The sequence below is a fragment of the Blastococcus sp. MG754426 genome (assembly GCF_021699055.1).
Classification (GTDB): domain Bacteria; phylum Actinomycetota; class Actinomycetes; order Mycobacteriales; family Geodermatophilaceae; genus Blastococcus.
The window spans coordinates 29,351-48,728 of sequence record NZ_SSXC01000013.1 but is presented as its reverse complement, the minus strand read 5'-3'; the positions used below and the strand labels follow the sequence as shown (position 1 = coordinate 48,728).

The 19,378-nt window shown below is 74.7% G+C and carries 15 protein-coding genes; 14 read left to right on the top strand and 1 reads right to left on the bottom strand.

Annotated features, from left to right (window positions below):
- Positions 1–82: 82 nt before the first annotated feature.
- The 13 genes from E9549_RS07225 to hpf all read left to right on the top strand — a co-directional run bounded on the left by E9549_RS07225 (position 83) and on the right by hpf (position 15,648).
- A complete protein-coding gene (locus E9549_RS07225; RefSeq protein ID WP_236825859.1) occupies positions 83–1,462 on the top strand; it encodes a phosphomannomutase/phosphoglucomutase in 1,380 nt (459 codons plus the stop codon).
- Entirely contained in the window at positions 1,459–1,668 is a 210-nt protein-coding gene (locus E9549_RS07220) for a Trm112 family protein (protein ID WP_236825858.1), read from the top strand. Before E9549_RS07225 ends, E9549_RS07220 begins: the two co-directional genes overlap by 4 nt.
- Before the next feature lie 13 nt (positions 1,669–1,681).
- Entirely contained in the window at positions 1,682–2,827 is a 1,146-nt protein-coding gene (locus E9549_RS07215) for an SIS domain-containing protein (RefSeq protein WP_236825857.1), read from the top strand.
- Positions 2,828–2,903: 76 nt separating this feature from the next.
- Positions 2,904–3,848, top strand: a complete 945-nt coding sequence (locus E9549_RS07210) for a DUF808 domain-containing protein (RefSeq protein ID WP_236825856.1) — start codon at positions 2,904–2,906, stop codon at positions 3,846–3,848.
- Between the two features lie 112 nt (positions 3,849–3,960).
- A complete protein-coding gene (locus E9549_RS07205; protein WP_236825855.1) occupies positions 3,961–5,709 on the top strand; it encodes a glycerol-3-phosphate dehydrogenase/oxidase in 1,749 nt (582 codons plus the stop codon).
- A 63-nt stretch (positions 5,710–5,772) separates the two neighbouring features.
- Positions 5,773–6,948: a mannose-6-phosphate isomerase, class I gene (gene manA, locus E9549_RS07200; protein WP_236825854.1), complete on the top strand. Its 1,176-nt coding sequence runs from the start codon at positions 5,773–5,775 to the stop codon at positions 6,946–6,948.
- 91 nt (positions 6,949–7,039) lie between these two features.
- Positions 7,040–7,927 (top strand): DUF1524 domain-containing protein, encoded by an 888-nt coding sequence (locus E9549_RS07195; protein ID WP_236825853.1) that lies wholly within the window; start codon positions 7,040–7,042, stop codon positions 7,925–7,927.
- 171 nt (positions 7,928–8,098) lie between these two features.
- Positions 8,099–9,595 (top strand): adenosylhomocysteinase, encoded by a 1,497-nt coding sequence (gene ahcY / locus E9549_RS07190; RefSeq protein WP_236825852.1) that lies wholly within the window; start codon positions 8,099–8,101, stop codon positions 9,593–9,595.
- A 228-nt stretch (positions 9,596–9,823) separates the two neighbouring features.
- Positions 9,824–10,540 (top strand): MtrAB system response regulator MtrA, encoded by a 717-nt coding sequence (mtrA, locus tag E9549_RS07185; RefSeq protein WP_236825851.1) that lies wholly within the window; start codon positions 9,824–9,826, stop codon positions 10,538–10,540.
- A 70-nt stretch (positions 10,541–10,610) separates the two neighbouring features.
- Positions 10,611–12,338, top strand: coding sequence for an MtrAB system histidine kinase MtrB (gene mtrB, locus E9549_RS07180; RefSeq protein WP_236825850.1), 1,728 nt, complete (start codon positions 10,611–10,613; stop codon positions 12,336–12,338).
- Positions 12,335–14,062, top strand: coding sequence for an LpqB family beta-propeller domain-containing protein (locus E9549_RS07175; RefSeq protein WP_236825849.1), 1,728 nt, complete (start codon positions 12,335–12,337; stop codon positions 14,060–14,062). Before mtrB ends, E9549_RS07175 begins: the two co-directional genes overlap by 4 nt.
- A gap of 88 nt (positions 14,063–14,150) precedes the next feature.
- Positions 14,151–14,915 (top strand): ComF family protein, encoded by a 765-nt coding sequence (locus E9549_RS07170; RefSeq protein ID WP_236825848.1) that lies wholly within the window; start codon positions 14,151–14,153, stop codon positions 14,913–14,915.
- A gap of 40 nt (positions 14,916–14,955) precedes the next feature.
- A complete protein-coding gene (gene hpf / locus E9549_RS07165; RefSeq protein WP_236825847.1) occupies positions 14,956–15,648 on the top strand; it encodes a ribosome hibernation-promoting factor, HPF/YfiA family in 693 nt (230 codons plus the stop codon).
- 178 nt (positions 15,649–15,826) lie between these two features.
- Here the strand turns inward: hpf and E9549_RS07160 are convergent, their stop codons facing one another.
- Positions 15,827–16,219, bottom strand: coding sequence for a pyridoxamine 5'-phosphate oxidase family protein (locus E9549_RS07160; RefSeq protein ID WP_236825846.1), 393 nt, complete (start codon positions 16,217–16,219; stop codon positions 15,827–15,829).
- Between the two features lie 83 nt (positions 16,220–16,302).
- Here E9549_RS07160 and secA point away from each other — a divergent pair, with 83 nt between their 5' ends.
- Positions 16,303–19,323, top strand: a complete 3,021-nt coding sequence (gene secA, locus E9549_RS07155) for a preprotein translocase subunit SecA (protein WP_236825845.1) — start codon at positions 16,303–16,305, stop codon at positions 19,321–19,323.
- The last annotated feature ends 55 nt before the right edge of the window (positions 19,324–19,378 follow it).

The window sequence follows — 19,378 nt, the reverse complement described above, 5'->3', positions numbered from 1 at the left end:
GTCGATCCCGGTGGCCCCGTTGCAGGGGCCCGCCCGAGCTTGCGAGGGGTGGGGGGCGACGGGGTCCTTGTAGGGTCGCGGGGTGCGTGATCTCTCGGGTCTCATCAAGGCCTACGACGTCCGCGGGGTCGTCCCCGACCAGTGGGACGAGGACGTCGCCCGTGCGATCGGTGCGGCCTTCGCCGAGTTCGTCCTCGCCGAGAGCGGCGCCTCGGCCGTGGTCACCGCGCACGACATGCGCGAGTCCTCCGTCCCGCTGTCCCGCGCCTTCGCCGAGGGCGTGATCGCCCGCGGGGTCGACGTCGTCGAGGCGGGCCTCGGCTCCACCGACCTGCTGTACTTCGCCGCCGGCTCGCTCGGCCTGCCCGGGGCGATGTTCACCGCGAGCCACAACCCCGCGCAGTACAACGGCATCAAGCTGTGCCGCGCCGGTGCGGCGCCCATCGGGCAGGACTCCGGGCTGGTCACCATCCGGGAGTGGGCCGAGCGCGACAGCTACGAGCGCGTCCCCGACCGGGTCGGCACGGTGTCGGCGCGCGACGTCCTCGGCGAGTACGCCGCGCACCTGCGCTCCCTGGTCGACCTGTCGGCCATCCGGCCGCTCAAGGTCGTCGTCGACGCGGGCAACGGCATGGGCGGGCACACCGTGCCGGTGGTCCTCGCCGACCTGCCGCTCGAGGTCGTCCCGCTCTACTTCGAGCTCGACGGCTCCTTCCCCAACCACGAGGCCAACCCGCTGGATCCGGCCAACCTGGTCGACCTGCAACGGGCCGTCGTCGAGCACGGCGCCGACATCGGCCTGGCCTTCGACGGCGACGCCGACCGGGTGTTCGTCGTCGACGAGCGCGGCGAGCCGGTGAGCCCGTCGGCGATCACCGCCCTCGTGGCGGTGCGCGAGCTGGCCAAGGGGCGCGGGACGACGATCATCCACAACCTGATCACCTCCCGCGCCGTGCCCGAGATCGTGCGGCAGCACGGCGGGCAGCCGGTGCGCACCCGCGTGGGGCACTCGTTCATCAAGGCCGAGATGGCCCGCACCGACGCGGTCTTCGGGGGCGAGCACTCCGCGCACTACTACTTCCGCGACTTCTGGCGGGCCGACACGGGCATGCTGGCCGCCATGCACGTCCTGGCGGCTCTCGGCGAGCAGGGCCGGCCGCTCTCCGGGCTGACCGCCGCCTACGCGCGCTACGCGGCCTCCGGCGAGATCAACTCGACGGTGGCCGACGCCGCGGAGCGGATGGCCGCGGTGCGCGAGCTCTACGAGGGGGAGGACGGGGTGACCGTCGACGAGCTCGACGGCCTGACCGTCGAGCTGCCCGACGGCGCGTGGTTCAACCTGCGGGCCAGCAACACCGAGCCGCTGCTGCGGCTGAACGTCGAGGCGCCGGACGTGGCGCGGATGAGCGAGCTGCGCGACCGGGTGCTCGGCACCGTGCGCGCGGAGGAGGAGCAGAAGTGACCGGTCCCCGGAGCAGTCCCGCCGCCGGCCCGCTGGGGCTGGACCCGGAGCTGCTGTCGATCCTCGCCTGCCCCGACACCCACCACACGCCGCTGACCGTCGACGAGGCCGCCTCCGAGCTGGTCTGCGGCACCTGCGACCGGGGCTTCCCCGTCCGCGACGGCATCCCGGTGCTGCTGCTGGACGAGGCGCGGCAGCGCGGCTGAGGGTGGGCGCGCCGTGATCTCACCGGAGCTGGCCGAGGAGGTGCTCGACGACCTCGAGCTGCTGCGGGCGCGCGACCCCCGAGGCCTGCTGCCGGCCGTGGCCGGCTCCGGCGCGCAGGTGCGGGAGACCACCCGGCTGACCGAGGAAGCCGGCCTGGACCGGGTCACCAGCGGCGGCCGGCCCCGCGGGCTGGTCGTCGTCGCCCGGCGGGAGGGGGCCGTCGCCGCCTCGGTGCTGCGGGCCCTCCTCGGGCCCTCGAGCCCGGTCACCGTCGACGTCGTCCCGGGCCCGGCGCTCCCGGTGTGGACCGGCCCGAGCGACATCGCGGTCGTGGCCACCCGCACCGGCGCCGGCGCCTACGCGGTCGGGCCGGCCTACGAGGCCGCCCGCCGGGGGGTCTCCCTGGTCGGCATCGGCGCCGACGACGCCCCGCTGCGCGGCGTCTGCGCCTCCGCCCGGGCGCCCTACGTGGCCCTGCCGCGCAGCCGCGTCCGGCACACGACCCTGTGGTCGCTGCTCACCCCGATGCTGCGCCTGGCCACCGACCTGGGGCTGCTGGCGCCCGGCGTCGCCGACCCGGAGGCGGTCGCGGCCGCGCTCGACGAGGTGGCGGCGGAGTGCGGCCCGGCGCGGGAGACCTTCGTCAACCCGGCCAAGAGCCTGGCGCTGGAGCTGCTGGACGCCCTCCCGGTGATCGCCTCGGAGGGGCCGCTGGCGGGCGCCGCGGCGACCCGCTTCGCCGACCAGCTCGCGACGCTCGCGGGCGTGCCCGCGACCGACTTCCGGCTGCCCGACCAGCGGGTGGCCGCCTGCGCCGTCCTCGGCGGACCGCTGGCCCCGCAGGACGCCGCCGACGACTTCTTCCGCGACCGCGCCGACGACACCGGCCGGCGGCTGCGGCTCCTGACCGTCCGCGACCCCGGCGCCGGCGGGCACGAGGGCGCGGGGGAGCGGGAGCCGCGGTCGGCGGAGGAGGCGATGCAGCAGGTGCTGGGCACCGCTGCCGCCCACAGCGTCCCGGTCAGCGGCCTGGCCGAGCACGGGGACCCCGACCGGTTCGGCCGGCTGCCCCACGTGGCCCGGCAGCTCGCCGTCGCCGACTTCAGCGCCGTCTACCTGGCGCTGGCGCTCGACCTGGAGCGCGCGCCGCGCCCCTGAAGGCGCGCGCGGCCCGCGGACGGTCCACCATCATCTGCGACAGCACACCGGTGCTGACCGACCGGAAGGAACTCCCTTGGCGGGTGGACTGGTAGCCCTGCTCGACGACGTGGCGGTGCTGGCGCGCGCGGCCGCCGCCTCCATCGACGACATCGGCGCAGCCGCCGGACGGGCCAGCATGAAGGCCGCCGGCGTCGTGGTCGACGACACCGCCGTCACGCCCCAGTACGTGCACGGCCTGAACGCCGAGCGCGAGCTGCCGATCATCCGGAAGATCGCGCTGGGCTCGCTGCGCAACAAGCTGCTGATCATCCTCCCGGCGATCCTGCTGCTCAGCCAGTTCCTGCCGTGGCTGCTGACCCCGATCCTGATGATCGGCGGCGCCTACCTCTGCTACGAGGGGGCGGAGAAGATCTGGCACCGGGTCAGCGGGCACGCCGAGGCGCACGCCACGGTGGAGGACGCGCTCCCGGACGAGAAGACCATCGTGAGCGGTGCGGTGCGCACCGACTTCATCCTGTCGGCCGAGATCATGGTCATCTCGCTGAACGAGGTGGCCGGCGAGGCGTTCTGGTCGCGGGCGATCATCCTCGTCGTCGTCGCCGTGGGGATCACCGTCCTCGTCTACGGCGTCGTGGGCCTCATCGTGAAGATGGACGACGTCGGGCTGAGCCTGTCCCAGCGGGCCGGGAAGCGGGTGGCCGCGTTCGGCCGCGGGCTGGTGAAGGCGATGCCGAAGCTGCTCTCGGCGCTGACCGTCGTCGGGACCGCGGCCATGCTGTGGGTCGGGGGGCACATCATCCTGGTGGGCACCGAGGAGCTCGGCTGGCACGGTCTCTACGACGTCGTCCACCACCTGGAGGAGGCCGCGCACGACGCGACCGGCGCGCTCGGCGGGGTCGTGGGCTGGCTGGTCAACACGCTCGCCAGCGCGCTGCTCGGCCTGGTCGTCGGGGCGCTCGTCGTGCTGGTCATGAACCTGACGGTGCACCGCGACAAGTCGGGCGCCGGCGCCCACTGAACAAGTCCACCCCCTGCCCCCACCGCTCGCCCGCTCCCGGCGGGCCCCTGCAGGGGGCCGGGGTGGCTGCCGCTGCGCGAGCCCCGGGACGGGGCGGGGGGAGACTGACCGCATGCACGTGGTGGGGATCGATCGCACGCTGCTGTCGCCGGAGCGCCGCCGGGCCGACCGCGCCCGGCTGGCCGAGGAGGTGGTCGACGTCCTGGTGATCGGGGGCGGCGTCACCGGCGCCGGGGCCGCCCTGGACGCGGCCAGCCGGGGGCTGTCGGTCGGGCTGCTCGAGGCCCGGGACTGGGCCGCGGGCACCTCCAGCCGGTCGAGCAAGCTCATCCACGGCGGCCTGCGCTACCTGGAGCAGCTGGCCTTCCCGCTGGTCCGCGAGGCGCTCAAGGAGCGGGCCGGGCTGATCCGCACCATCGCCCCGCACCTGGTGCGCCCCCTGCCGTTCCTGCTGCCGCTGACCGCGCCGGTGTGGCAACGCGCCTACTACGGCGCCGGGGTGGCGCTGTACGACCTGCTCGGGGCGGCGTTCGTCCGCGACCGCGACATCCCGCGCCACCGGCACCTGTCGCGGCGGGCCGCGCTGGCGGCCTTCCCGGCGCTGCGCCGCGACGTCGTCCGCGGCGCGATCCGGTACTGGGACGCCCAGGTCGACGACGCCCGGCACACCCTGGCCGTCGTGCGCACCGCCGCCGGGTACGGCGCCGCCGCGCTGTCCAGCGCCCGGGTCGTCGGCCTGCTCCGGGACGGGGACGCGCCGGACGCCGCCGTCGTCGGGGTGCGGGTGGCCGACCTGGCCGACGGGTCGACCTTCACCGTCCGGGCCCGCAGCGTCATCGCGGCCACCGGGGTGTGGAGCGACGACGTCGGCCGGATGCTGGGCGCGTCGGCGCCGAGCCTGCGGGTGCGGGCGTCCAAGGGCGTGCACCTGGTGGTGCCGCGGGCGGCGATCGAGGGCGGGGACCTCGACCCCGACGGGCTGATCCTGCGCACGCCCACCAGCGTGCTGTTCGTGATCCCCTGGCGGGAGCACTGGATCGTCGGCACCACCGACACCCCGTGGCGGCTGGACCGCGACCACCCCGCCGCCAGCAGCGCCGACATCGACTACCTGCTCGACCAGGTCAACCGGGTGCTGGCCCGCCCGCTCACCACCGAGGACGTGGTCGGGGTGTACGCGGGGCTGCGGCCGCTGCTGGCGGGGGAGTCCGACGACACCAGCCGGCTCTCCCGGGAGCACGCCGTCGTCACCCCCGTGCCCGGGCTGGTGCTGGTCGCCGGCGGCAAGTACACGACCTACCGGGTGATGGCGGCCGACGCCGTCGACGCCGCCGCCCGGTGGCTGCCCGGCGCCCCGGGGTCGCGCACCGCCGAGCTGCCGCTGGTCGGCGCGCGCGGCTGGGCGGCGGTGCGGGGGCGCGCGGCCGAGCTGGCGGCCGTGCACGGGCTGGCCGAGGAGGTCGTCGCCCGGCTGCTCGAGCGCCACGGCGACCAGGTGGAGGCCGTCCTCGGCCTGGTGCGCGCGGACCCGGCGCTGGGCCGGCCGCTGGCCGGCGCGCCCCGGCACCTGGCGGCGGAGGTCGTGCACGCGGTCACCGCCGAGGGCGCCCTGCACCTCGACGACGTGCTCACCCGGCGCATGCGCGTCTCGATCGAGACGCCGCACCGCGGGGTGGATTCGGCCGCCGAGGTCGCCGCCCTCATGGCGCCGGTGCTCGGCTGGGACCAGGAGCAGACCGCCCGGGAGGTCGCCCACTACGCAGCGCGGGTGGAGGCCGAGCGCGAGTCCCAGCGGATGCCCGACGACCGGACCGCGGATGCTGCCCGGCTGGGCGCCCCGGACGTGCGTGCCGCCGTCTGAGGTCGGTCCCAAGGGGTGAGGTCCGTTCCGCGAGGCGGAGGCGGCCCGTAACCTGCGCAGACGATGTGGCAGCTGAGCAACGGTGTCCGGTACTACCCCTGGGGTAGCCGCACCGTCATCCCCGAGCTCCTGGGCGATCCCGTGCCCGCGGACCGCCCGCACGCGGAGCTGTGGGTGGGCGCGCACCCCGACGAGCCCAGCACCCTCTCCGACGGGCGCCCGCTCGACAAGGCGATCGCCGAGGACCCCGACCGGCTGCTCGGCCCCGCCGTGGTGGAGCGGTTCGGGGCGCGGCTGCCCTTCCTGCTCAAGGTGCTGGCGGCCGACACGCCGCTGTCGCTGCAGGCGCACCCGACGACGGCGCAGGCGGAGGTGGGCTACGCGGCCGAGGAGGCCGCCGGCATCCCGCACGACGACCCGACCCGCACCTTCAAGGACCCCTTCCACAAGCCCGAGCTGCTGCTGGCGCTCACCACGTTCGAGGCGCTGTGCGGCTTCCGGCCGGTGGAGGAGTCGCTGCACTGCCTGGCCAAGCTCCAGGTGCCCGAGCTCAAGCCCACCATCGCCGCCCTGGCGCGCGGTGGCCTGCGGGCGGCGATCCCGCAGCTGCTGGCGCTGACCGGCGAGCGGCGCACCGAGCTGGTGCACGCCGTCGCCACCGCGGCCGCCCGGTTCGTGGCCGCGGCCGACCCCGAGTTCATCAACACCTACCGGTGGGCCGCGACGCTGGCCGAGACCTACCCCGGCGACCCCGGGGTCGTCATCTCGCTGATGTGCAACCACCTCAAGCTCGCGCCGGGGGAGGCGGTGTTCCTGCCCGCCGGCAACCTGCACGCCTACCTCTCCGGCGCCGGCGTCGAGGTCATGGCCAGCTCGGACAACGTGCTGCGCGGCGGGCTGACGGCCAAGCACGTGGACCTGGCGGCGCTGATCGAGGTCCTGGACTTCACCGACGGCAGGGTGCCGGTGATCCACCCGGTGCTCGGGCCGGGCGGGCTGCGCTACCCGGTGCCGGTGCAGGACTTCGACCTCACCCGCGTGCACCTCGACGAGCAGTCCGGCACGCTCACCACGCGCGGGCCGCAGCTGCTGCTGTGCACGGAGGGCACTGCGGTGCTGGCCTCGGTCGACGGCGAGCTGACCCTGGAGAAGGGGCGCGCGGCGTTCCTCCCCGCGGGCGAGCCGGTGACCGCCCGCGGCCCCGCCGTCCTCTACCGGGCCACGACCAACCTCAGCTGAGACCCCGGCCACCCGCGGCGTTGCGCCGCCGGGCCCGTGGCGCACCGGCCTAGCGTCGGGACGACCGCCGTCCGGCTGCTGGGGGAGTTCCGTGCACGTCCGACCCGGGTCCCGCGCCCGCCGGCTCGCCGGGATGGCGCTCGCGCTCGGCCTGCTGACGGGCTGCGAGCCGCTCGCCGCCGCCGGGGCCGGCGACGGCGCCGGGGCGACGGCCGACGCCCCCGCGCCGGCCGCGGGCTCCGCCCGGGCGGCGCTGGACGGGCTCGAGGTCAAGGGCCGCGCCCCGAGGACGGGCTACGACCGCGACGAGTTCGGCCACGGGTGGGTCGACACCGACCGGAACGGTTGCGACACCCGCAACGACGTCCTCGCCCGCGACCTGACGGGGGAGACGTCCGTCCCGGGCACCCGGGAGTGCGTCGTCGCCACCGGTACCTTCGCCGACCCGTACTCGGGCGGCACGATCGACTTCGTGCGCGGGCAGGACACCAGCGACGACGTGCAGGTCGACCACGTCGTCGCGCTGTCGGACGCCTGGCAGAAGGGCGCGCAGGGCTGGGACGAGGAGCGCCGCGTCCGGTTCGCCAACGACCCGCTCAACCTGCTGGCCGTCGACGGTTCGCTCAACATGCAGAAGGGCGACGGCGACGCGGCGACGTGGCTGCCGCCGGCGACCGGCTACCGGTGCGCCTACGTGGCGCGGCAGGTCGCGGTGAAGGCCGGCTACGGGCTGTGGGTGACGCAGGCCGAGCGGGACGCCATGGCCGGGGTGCTCGCCGGTTGCCCCGAGGAGCCCCTGCCGGCGGGCGCCGCACCGCCCGACGCCGGGCCCGCCCCGGACGCGGCGGCCGCGCCGGCGCCGGCCTACGCGGACTGCGCCGCGGTCCGCGCGGCCGGGGCGGCACCGATCCACCGGGGCGAGCCGGGCTTCTCGGAGCGGTTCGACGGCGACGGCGACGGCGTCGGCTGCGAGGGCTGACCCGCCCGGGTGGTCGTCGGGCGACGGGGTGGCGGCGGCCGCCTATCCTGGGGAACGGCACGAGCCCCGCCGAAGCCTCGGCATGCTCGCTCTCCCCGGTCACGGGGATCGAAGCGACCCTGCATCCGACTGCATCGCCCGGCCAGCTGCCGGGCACCACCTGGAGCCTCCATGACCGCCAGCACCGGCACCCGCACGCTGACCACCCCGACCGGCGAGGCCGACTTCAAGGTCGCCGACCTCTCCCTGCACGGCTTCGGCCGCAAGGAGATCCGGCTCGCCGAGCACGAGATGCCCGGCCTCATGGCGCTGCGCGCCGAGTACGGCGACGCCCAGCCGCTGGCCGGCGCCCGCATCGCCGGTTCGCTGCACATGACGGTGCAGACCGCCGTCCTCATCGAGACGCTGACCGCGCTGGGCGCCGACGTGCGCTGGGTCAGCTGCAACATCTTCTCCACCCAGGACCACGCCGCCGCCGCGATCGTCGTCGGCGAGGGCACCCCCGAGCAGCCGGCCGGCGTGCCGGTCTTCGCCTGGAAGGGCGAGACGCTCGAGGAGTACTGGTGGTGCACCCAGCGCCTGTTCGAGTTCCGCGACGAGAGCGGCGAGGTCGTCGGCCCGAACATGCTGCTCGACGACGGCGGCGACGCCACCCTGCTGGTGCACCTGGGCACCCGTTTCGAGGCCGACGGCGTCGTCCCCGACACCACCGACGCCGACTCCGAGGAGTACGGCGTCATCCTCGACGTCCTCCGCGGCAGCCTGGCCTCCGACGCCGGGTACTGGACCCGCATCGGCCAGGGGATCACGGGCGTCACCGAGGAGACCACCACCGGCGTCATGCGCCTGTACGAGCTGGCCCGCGACGGCCGGCTGCTCTTCCCGGCGATCAACGTCAACGACTCGGTCACCAAGAGCAAGTTCGACAACCTCTACGGCTGCCGGCACTCGCTCATCGACGGCATCAACCGCGCCACCGACGTGATGATCGGCGGGAAGGTGGCCGTGGTCTGCGGCTACGGCGACGTCGGCAAGGGCTGCGCGGAGTCGCTGCGCGGCCAGGGCGCCCGGGTCATCGTCACCGAGATCGACCCGATCAACGCCCTGCAGGCGGCGATGCACGGCTACGAGGTGACCACGCTCGACGAGGTCATCGGCAAGGCCGACATCATCATCACGGCCACCGGCAACAAGGACATCATCACCGCCGAGCAGCTCGGCCGGACCAAGCACCAGGCGATCATCGGCAACATCGGGCACTTCGACAACGAGATCGACGTCGCCGGCCTGGCGCGCACCCCCGGCATCGAGCGCACGACGATCAAGCCGCAGGTGGACGAGTGGCGGTTCGCCGACGGCCACACGATCATCCTGCTCTCCGAGGGCCGGCTGCTGAACCTGGGCAACGCCACCGGGCACCCCAGCTTCGTCATGAGCGCCTCGTTCTCCAACCAGGTGCTCGCGCAGATCGAGCTGTGGAACAACCGCGCCGCCTACGAGGGGCAGACCCCCGGCGTCACCGTGCTGCCGAAGAAGCTCGACGAGCACGTGGCCCGGCTGCACCTCGATGCGCTCGGCGTGAAGCTGACCGAGCTCACCAAGGTGCAGGCCGACTACATCGGCGTCCCGGTCGAGGGCCCCTACAAGAGCGACCACTACCGCTACTGAGAAAGGACCCCGCTGCCCCCCACGGCACGCTTCGCGCGCCGTGGGGCCCTGCAGCGGGGCCGTTCCAGCACGTCACCAGCAGGGGCACAGGAAGCTCTACCTGCGTCTCGGGGGCCTGAGGCGCAGGTATCGCCTCCTATGCCCGCGGGCGGTCCGGGGCGTCACACGCGTCCCGGCAGCCACCCGCGCGGGTGGGGCGGGACCCCTCGACGCCCTGAACAGCGCAGAATGGTCGCCGTGCCACCTTCCGCTCCCCAGAACGGGCCCAGCCGCGGCCGTGTCCTCGTCGTCGACGACGACGCCGCCCTCGCCGAGATGCTCGGCATCGTGCTGCGGCGCGAGGGGTACGAACCCGCCTTCGTCTCCGACGGCAACCGCGCGGTCGGCGTCTTCCAGCAGACCCGGCCCGACCTGGTGCTGCTGGACCTGATGCTGCCCGGGCGCAACGGGCTGCAGATCTGCCAGGACATCCGCACCCAGTCCACGGTGCCCATCGTCATGCTCACCGCGAAGGGCGACACCATCGACGTCGTCCAGGGGCTCGAGGCCGGCGCCGACGACTACGTCACCAAGCCGTTCAAGCCGGTCGAGCTGGTCGCGCGCGTGCGGGCGCAGCTGCGCCGGGGGGAGACCGGGCAGGCGGAGAACCTCAGCATCGGTGACGTGCAGATCGACGTCCCGGCCCACCAGGTCAGCCGGGACGGCGTCCCCATCGCGCTGACGCCGCTGGAGTTCGACCTGCTGGTGGCCCTGGCCCGCAAGCCGCGCCAGGTGTTCACCCGGGAGCTGCTGCTCGAGCAGGTGTGGGGCTACCGGCACGCCGCCGACACCCGCCTGGTCAACGTGCACGTGCAGCGCCTGCGGGCCAAGGTCGAGAAGGACCCCGAGAAGCCCGAGGTCGTGCTGACCGTGCGCGGCGTCGGCTACAAGGCCGGTCCCCCGTGAGCGGAGGCGAGGCGAGCCTCACCGTGCGCGGCCTACCCGCATCCGTCGCCGGCCGGGTGACACTGGAGCGGTGACCGCCACCCGGACCCCCGCGACGGGCACGGGGGCCGACCAGCCCACCCCGGGGGGCGGTGGCCGGCCGGGCACCCGGGACGAGCTCGTCCGGCTGGGACGCGGGCTGCGCCGCCGGGCCGGGCGGGCGCGCCGCCGCACCAGGCGGGCCCTGCGCGAGCTCGGTGCCCGGACGGCGCAGGCCTGGCGCTCGTCGCTGCAGGTGCGCATCGGCGCCATCGCCATGCTGCTCGCCGGCACCGTGGTCGTGATCGTGAGCCTGGTGCTGTTCAGCCAGATCAAGGACCAGCTGCTCGACGTCAAGCGGCAGGCCGCGATCGACCAGGTGCAGGCCGGCGTGGTCTACGCGCAGAGCGAGGTGGCCGGCATCGCGACCGGGGACGCCGCCAGCGTCCGCGCCACCCTCGCCCGCACGGTGAACCAGCTGCTCGACCGCGGTGGCGCGGCCGGGGACTTCGACGTCGTGATGGTCTACCGCCCCTCCGGCGGCACGGAGATCCCCGCCACCAACCAGCGGCCGCTCACCGCCGCGCTGCCCCAGGAGCTGCGGGCCGCGGTGGACGCCGGCAACCAGGCGTCGAAGTACGACATGGTCCCCGGTGACGCGGGGGATCCCCGGCCCAGCCTCGTGGTGGGCGCCCCGGTGACCGGGGACGCGCAGGGGCCCGACCGGATCGAGCTCTACTACGTGTTCCCGCTGCAGCAGGAGCAGGAGAGCCTCGGCCTGATCCGCACCACGGTGCTCATCAGCGGCGTTGCGCTCACCCTGCTCGTGGTGGGCATCGGCGTCCTGGTCACCCGGCTGGTGGTCGACCCGGTGCGCCAGGCGGCCGGTACCGCGCAGCGGCTCGCCGAGGGGCAGCTCGAGGAGCGGATGGCGGTGCGCGGCGAGGACGACCTGGCGCGGCTGGCCACCAGCTTCAACGCGATGGCCGACAGCCTGCAGCGGCAGATCCCCCAGCTGGAGGGGCTGTCCCAGCTCCAGCAGCGCTTCACCTCCGACGTGTCGCACGAGCTGCGCACCCCGCTGACCACCGTGCAGATGGCCGCGGAGGTGCTGCACGAGGCCCGGGAGGACTTCCCGGCGCACGTCGCCCGCTCCGCCGAGCTGCTGCGTGCCGAGCTCGACCGGTTCGAGGCGCTGCTCACCGACCTGCTGGAGATCAGCCGGTACGACGCCGGCGCCGCCGTGCTGGACTCGGCCCCGGCCGACATGGGGGCGCTGGTGGGGCGGGTCGTCGACGGGATGAGCGCGCTCGCCCAGCGGCACGCCTGCGAGCTGGTGGTCACCCGGCCGGAGGAGAGCGTCCTGGCCGAGGTCGACGTCCGCCGGGTCGAGCGGATCCTGCGCAACCTGGTCGGCAATGCGATCGAGCACGGCGCCGGGCACCCCGTGGAGATCACCCTGGCGGCCAACCGGTCGGCGGCCGCGGTGACCGTGCGCGACCACGGCGTGGGGCTGAGCCCCGGGGAGGCCCAGCACGTGTTCGACCGGTTCTGGCGGGCCGACCCCTCGCGGGTGCGCACCGTCGGCGGCAGCGGGCTGGGCCTGTCGATCAGCCTGGAGGACGCCCGCCTGCACGGCGGCTGGCTGCAGGTGTGGGGCCAGCCCGGCGCGGGCGCCCAGTTCCGGCTCACCCTGCCGCTGGTGGCCGGCACCGATCTGACCAGCTCGCCGCTGCCGCTGCGGCCGGTGAAGCTGCGCCGCCCGGGGGCGCTGCGGTGACCCGGCGCGCGCCCGTGGTGCTGGCGCTGCTCACCGCGGTGCTGACCCTGGTCTCCTGCTCCACCGTGCCCACCGACTCGGCCACGGTGCTGATCACCCAGGCGCCGGCCCGGGTGCCCGAGGCCGTCGGCATCGAGCCGGTCGCCCCGGTGGCGGGCGCCAGCGCCGAGGAGATCGTGCGCCAGTTCATCGACGCCGCCGCGAGCACCGTCCGGCGCCACCCGGTGGCCCGGCAGTACCTCGCGCCGGGGCCGGCCGAGACGTGGGCGGACGACAGCGGGATCAGCGTCATCGGCACCGACTACGCGGTGGTGACGACGGACGAGGGCGCGGTCACCGTGACCGCCAACCTCATCGGCACCGTCGACCCCCGCGGCGTGTTCACCGTGGCCGACCGGGGCGTCTTCAGCCGCGACTTCACCCTGGAGCAGGTCGACGGCGAGTGGCGGATCACCAACCCGCCCGACGGCCTGATCATGCTCGAGCCCGACTTCCGGCGGCTCTACGACCCGGTGGACGCCTACTTCCTCGACCCGACCTACTCCCGCGTGGTCCCCGACCCGCGCTACCTCATCCGCGGCGAGTCCCAGCCCACCGTGCTGGTGGAGCGCCTGATCACCGGGCCGTCGGCGGCGCTGGCCGCCGGCGTCGTCAACCCGCTGAGCGGTGTGGAGCTGACCTCGTCGGTCACCGTCGAGGGGCAGACCGCGACGGTGGAGCTCACCGGCCTGCCGGCGGAGCCCGCCCCGCTGCTCGCCGAGGTCTCCGCGCAGCTGGTGTGGAGCCTGCAGCAGCTGGTCCGCCCGCGGATCGTCAACGTCGTCGTCCTGCTCGACGGGGAGCCGATCACCCCCGACGGCGTCCCGCAGCAGCAGACGATCGAGGACTGGGCCTCCTTCGACCCGGATGCGGTCCCGGTGGACGGGGTCGGCCACTACATCGACGCCGGGGCCGTGGAGACGGTCCCGCGCGGCGACCCGGTCCCCGGCCCGGCCGGGGAGGGGCGCTACGGGCTGGAGAGCGCCGCCGTCGCGGCGGCCGGCGGCCAGCTGTCCTTCCTCACCGGCGTCCGCACCGACGAGGCGGGGGCGACCCTGCTCGCCGGCCCCTACGGCGGCGAGCTGGCCCAGGTGCTCAGCGGGGGCTCGATCAGCGCCCCCACCGTCGCCGCCACGCGCACCGAGGCGTGGGTGGTGCGGGACGGCACGGAGCTCGTCCGGGTGCCCGCCGGTGGGCCGCCGCAGCCGGTCACCGCCCCCACCCTCCCCGGGCTCGGCCGCGCCGACGTGCTGCAGCTCTCGCCCGACGGCGTGCGCGCCGCCGTCGTGGTCGAGGGGGCCCAGGGCCGCCGGGTGCACGTCGGCACCGTGGTCCGGTCCGCGGACGACGGCGCGGTGGTGCTGCGCGACCTCCGGGACGTGGCGCCCACCCTGACCGGGGTCATCGACGTCGGCTGGCGCGACAGCGGCAGCCTCATGGTGCTCGCGGGGGACGCGGGGGAGGAGCGCATCGTCCCGTACACGGTCGGCGTCGACGGGTGGGGGCTGTCCCCGGTCTCCACCTCCGGACTGCCCAGCCAGCCGACCGCGCTCGCGGTCGCCCCGTCGCGGCAGGCGCTGGTGAGCGCCGGTGCCACGATCTGGCAGCTCTCCGGCGGCCGGTGGGTGACCCTCGTCCGCGGCGCCGAGCCGCTGCCCGGGACGGCGCCCTTCTACCCGTCCTGAGCCGGGCGCCGTCCACAGGTGGAGGACCCGTCTCCTCAGGCCCCTCACGCTCGGCCCGAGCCTCCGGACGGGGCCATAGGGTGCCGTGGTGCTCAGCGCGACGATCGGCAGGGTGGGGGCGGCGCTGGCCGATCTCGTGCTGCCCCGCTGCTGCGCCGGGTGCGGGGCGCCGGGGGTGGTGCTGTGCCCCCGCTGCGCCCGGCTGCTGTCGACGCCGCACCTGGCCTCGCCCCGGCGGTTCCCGGCGGGCTTCCCCCCGACGGTCGCCGCCGCTGCCTACGCCGGGCCGGTCCGCCCCGTGGTCAACGCCTTCAAGGAGCAGGGGCGGGCGGAGCTCGCCGCGCCGCTGGGCACCGCGCTGGCCCTCGCCGTCGCCGCCGTCCGGCTGGGCGTGGACGGGCAGCCGCCGCTGCTGCTCGTGCCCGTCCCCGCGTCCCGCGCCGCCCTCCGGTCCCGGGGCCGGGACCACGTGCGCGAGCTGACCCGGCAGGCCGTGGCCGAGCTGCGGGCGGCCGGGGTGGTGGCCGGCGAGAGGCGGGTGCTGCGCCGCCGGGGCCGCGTCAGGGACTCCTCCGGGCTGTCCGCCGCCGAGCGACGCGCCAACCTGACCGGCACGTTCGAGGTCGCCGGCCCGGGGGGACCCGCCGGTGCCCTGGTCGTGCTGGTGGACGACGTGGTCACCACCGGGGCCACGCTGACCGAGGCGGCGCGGGTGCTGGGAGCCGCCCCCGGAGCGGCCGGCCCGGTGGTCGCAGCGGTCGTCGCGGCCACCCCGCGGGCGCCGGCGGGGCCACCCGGGGCGGGCCGGCCCGGCGACCTCGATCGACTGTCGCGGTCCCGTGGGAGGGACTAGCGTCGAAGCGACCGAAGCCCGTCCCCAACCGGGAGGTCTCATGGAGATCGTGGTCCGTGGTCGCAACGTCGAAGTCCCCGAGCACTACCGCCAACACGTCGAGGACAAGGTCGGGCAGCTGGAGCGCTTCGACGCCAAGCTGTCCCGCATCGACGTCGAGCTGTTCCACGAGAAGAACCCCCGCCAGTCGGCCAGCTGCCAGCGCGTGGAGATCACGCTGCGCGGCAAGGGTCCGGTGGTCCGCGCCGAGGCCGCGGGCCCGGACTTCTACGCGGCGCTCGACCTGGCCAGCGGGAAGCTGGACAACCGGCTGCGCCGGGCGGCGGACCGCCGCCGGGTGCACCACGGCCGCCGGACCCCCGACAGCGTGCGCCTGACCGGTGCCGCACCGGACACCGGCCACCCCGAGATGACCATCGAGCAGCAGCTCGAGCTCGACCGCGAGCTGGCCTCGGGACCGCACGTCACCGACCTCGACGAGCACCTGCCCGGGCAGATCGTCCGGGAGAAGCACCACCCGGCGACGCCGATGACCGTCGACCAGGCGCTCCACGAGATGGAGCTGGTCGGCCACGACTTCTTCCTGTTCCAGTGCGCCGACACCGGCCAGCCGACGGTCGTCTACCGCCGGCACGCCTACGACTACGGCCTCATCCGCCTCGCGCCCGTGTCGCAGGACGGCGGCGCCCCGGCGTCCGCGCCGGCCGCGGTCGCGCAACCGGCGAACGCCTGACCGGAGCGGGGCACGGCCGCCGGTCGTGCCCCGCTCCACCCCCGGTGAGCCGCGCTCGGTCGCGGGCGAGCCGCCCGAACAGCACCGCGTCGGTGCGGCTGCCGTCGCGCTGGTCCGGGCAGGCCCGCACCTCCGGGTCCTGCGAGCCTGCGAGCGGGGAGAGGGACGGGGTGTTCCCTCAGGCGTTGCCGAGGATGCGGTCCACCGAGATCTCGATGACCACCCGGGCCGGGTTCTCCCGGGGCCGGCGGTACCGCCGCGCGTACCGCTCGACGGCGTCGGCCACCGATGCGGCGTCGTCGCGCACGACCGCCGCCCCCTCCAGCGTGGCCCAGCGCCGCCCGTCGACCTGGCAGACGGCGACCCGCGCCTGCCCCGCCCGGACGTGCCGGGCCTTGGCGGAGGTGCCCGAGGTGATCACCCGGGCGGTGGCCGTCGCCGCGTCGTAGGTGACGCCGACCGGCACGACGTGCGGCGTGCCGTCGGGACGCAGCGTGGTCAGCGTCGCGAGGTGCCGCTCGGTGAGGAACTCCAGCAGTCCGGCGCCCGGGTCGGACGGATCGCGAGCCATCGCTGCAGCGTACGGATGCGACGCGTGGTGCCCCGGGCGGTCGCCACGTCCGCAGCCGTGGCCGGGCCGCCTACGCTGGGGTCGTGCTGTTCTCGAAGATCCTCCGTGCCGGTGAGGGCAAGCTCGTCCGACGCCTCGGCAGAATCGCCGACGCGGTGGAGTCGCTCGCCGACGACTACACCGACCTCACCGACGCGGAGCTGCGGGCGAAGACCGACGAGTTCAAGGAGCGCCACGCCGACGGCGAGTCCCTCGACGCGCTGCTGCCCGAGGCCTTCGCGGTCGTCCGCGAGGCGGCGACCCGCACCCTGGGGCAGCGGCACTTCCGCGTGCAGCTCATGGGCGGCGCCGCGCTGCACCTGGGCAACATCGCCGAGATGCGCACCGGTGAGGGCAAGACGCTCACCGGCGTCCTCCCCGCCTACCTCAACGCGCTGACCGGCAAGGGCGTGCACGTCGTCACGGTCAACGACTACCTGGCCAAGCGCGACGCCGAGTGGATGGGGCGGGTGCACCGCTTCCTGGGGCTGTCGGTCGGCAGCATCCTGTCGGGCCAGACGCCCGCCCAGCGTCGCGAGCTGTACGCCTGCGACATCACCTACGGCACGAACAACGAGTTCGGCTTCGACTACCTGCGCGACAACATGGCCTGGAGCAAGGCCGACCTGGTGCAGCGCGGGCACCACTTCGCGATCGTCGACGAGGTCGACTCCATCCTCATCGACGAGGCCCGCACCCCGCTGATCATCAGCGGCCCCGCGGAGACCAGCGCCAAGTGGTACGGCGAGTTCGCCCGCCTGGTCCCGATGATGAAGCGCGACGTCCACTACGAGGTGGAGGAGGACAAGCGCACCGTCGCCGTCACCGAGGAGGGCGTCGAGTTCGTCGAGGACCAGCTCGGCATCGACAACCTCTACGAGGCGGCCAACACCCCGCTGATCAGCTACCTGAACAACGCGCTGAAGGCCAAGGAGCTGTTCAAGAAGGACCAGCAGTACATCGTCAGCAACGGCGAGGTGCTCATCGTCGACGAGTTCACCGGGCGCGTGCTGGCCGGCCGCCGCTACAACGAGGGCATGCACCAGGCCATCGAGGCCAAGGAGAAGGTGAAGATCAAGGACGAGAACCAGACGCTCGCCACGATCACCCTCCAGAACTACTTCCGCCTCTACGAGAAGCTGTCGGGGATGACCGGCACGGCGCAGACCGAGGCCGCCGAGCTGCACCAGACCTACAAGCTGGGCGTCGTCCCCATCCCGACGAACCGGCCGATGGTCCGGCAGGACCGCTCCGACGTCATCTACAAGACGGAGAAGGCCAAGTTCGAGGCCGTCGTCGACGACATCGCGGAGCGGCACGAGGCCGGGCAGCCGGTGCTGGTCGGCACCGCGAGCGTCGAGAAGTCCGAGGTCCTCTCGAAGTTCCTGCTCCGGCGCGGCATCCCGCACGAGGTCCTGAACGCCAAGAACCACGCGCGCGAGGCGGCGATCGTCGCCCAGGCCGGCCGCCCCGGGGCGGTCACCGTGGCCACCAACATGGCCGGCCGCGGCACCGACATCCAGCTCGGCGGCAACGCCGAGTTCATCGCGGACGAGGCGCTGCGTGCCCGCGGGCTCTCCCCGGCGGAGACCCCGGAGGAGTACGAGGCGGCCTGGGACGAGGCGCTCGACGCCGCCAGGGCGCAGGTCAAGGCCGAGCACGAGGAGGTCACCGAGGCCGGGGGCCTGTACGTCCTCGGCACGGAGCGGCACGAGAGCCGGCGCATCGACAACCAGCTGCGCGGGCGGTCGGGCCGCCAGGGCGACCCGGGGGAGTCGCGGTTCTACCTCTCCCTGGGCGACGACCTCATGCGCCGGTTCAACGGCCCGATGCTCGAGTCGATGATGAACACCCTGCGGGTGCCCGACGACCAGCCGATCGAGTCCAAGATGGTCAGCCGGGCGATCCTCTCGGCGCAGACCCAGGTGGAGCAGCAGAACTTCGAGGTCCGGAAGAACGTCCTCAAGTACGACGAGGTGCTCAACCGCCAGCGCACCGTCATCTACGACGAGCGGCGCAAGGTGCTCGAGGGCGCCGACCTGCACGAGCAGGTGCGCTCGATGGTCGACGACGTGGTCTCCGCCTACGTGGACGGCGCCACCGAGACCGGGTACGCGGAGGACTGGGACCTCGACCAGCTGTGGACCGGCCTCAAGGCGCTGTACCCCGTCGGCTTCACCGTCGACGAGCTGATCGAGGAGAAGGCCGGCGGCGAGCAGCCCGACCTCTCCGCCGACGACCTCAAGACCGCGATGCTCGACGACGTCCACCGCGCCTACGAGGAGCGGGAGGCGGCCCTCGGGTCGGAGGTCATGCGCGAGCTGGAGCGGCGGGTGCTGCTCAGCGTGCTCGACCGCAAGTGGCGCGAGCACCTCTACGAGATGGACTACCTGCGGGCCGGCATCCACCTGCGCGCCATGGCCAACCGCGACCCCGTCGTGGAGTACCAGCGCGAGGGCTACGACATGTTCGTGGCGATGCTCGACGGCATCAAGGAGGAGTCCGTCGGGTTCCTGTTCAACCTCGAGGTGAAGACCAAGGACGAGCAGGACGCCGAGGCGAAGGCCAAGCAGGCCGAGGCCGAGGCCAAGGCCCTGGCCGCCGCGCAGGAGGGGACGGCCAAGGTGCTCGCCCGCCAGGCCGCCGCGGCGCGGGCGGCGGCCGGGACCGCGGCGGCCGCCACGGCCCGCCGGTCCGCCCCCGTCCCCGAGGCGCCGGCGGCGCCCGTGACCGGGACGGCAACCGCCCCCGCGGCGCCCGCTCCCGAGGCGCCGGCGGCCGAGGCCCCCGCTCCCGCGGCGCCCGCTCCCGCGGCGCCCGCGGAGCCGGTGGCGGAGAGGGCCGCGCCCGAGCTCACCGTCAAGGGGCTCGACGAGCCGCGGCGCGCGCCGGAGAACCTCACCTACTCCGCGCCCAGCCTCGACGCCTCCCCGGCGGAGAGCGGTCGCGCCAAGGCGGCCAAGACGGCGACGGTCACCGGCACCAAGGAGACCCCGCGGAACGCACCGTGCCCCTGCGGCTCGGGCCGGAAGTACAAGCAGTGCCACGGAGCAGCCGGCAGCTGAGCGGGCTCCCGCCCCGCCGACGACGCCCCGCTGACCGACCGGTCGGCGGGGCGTC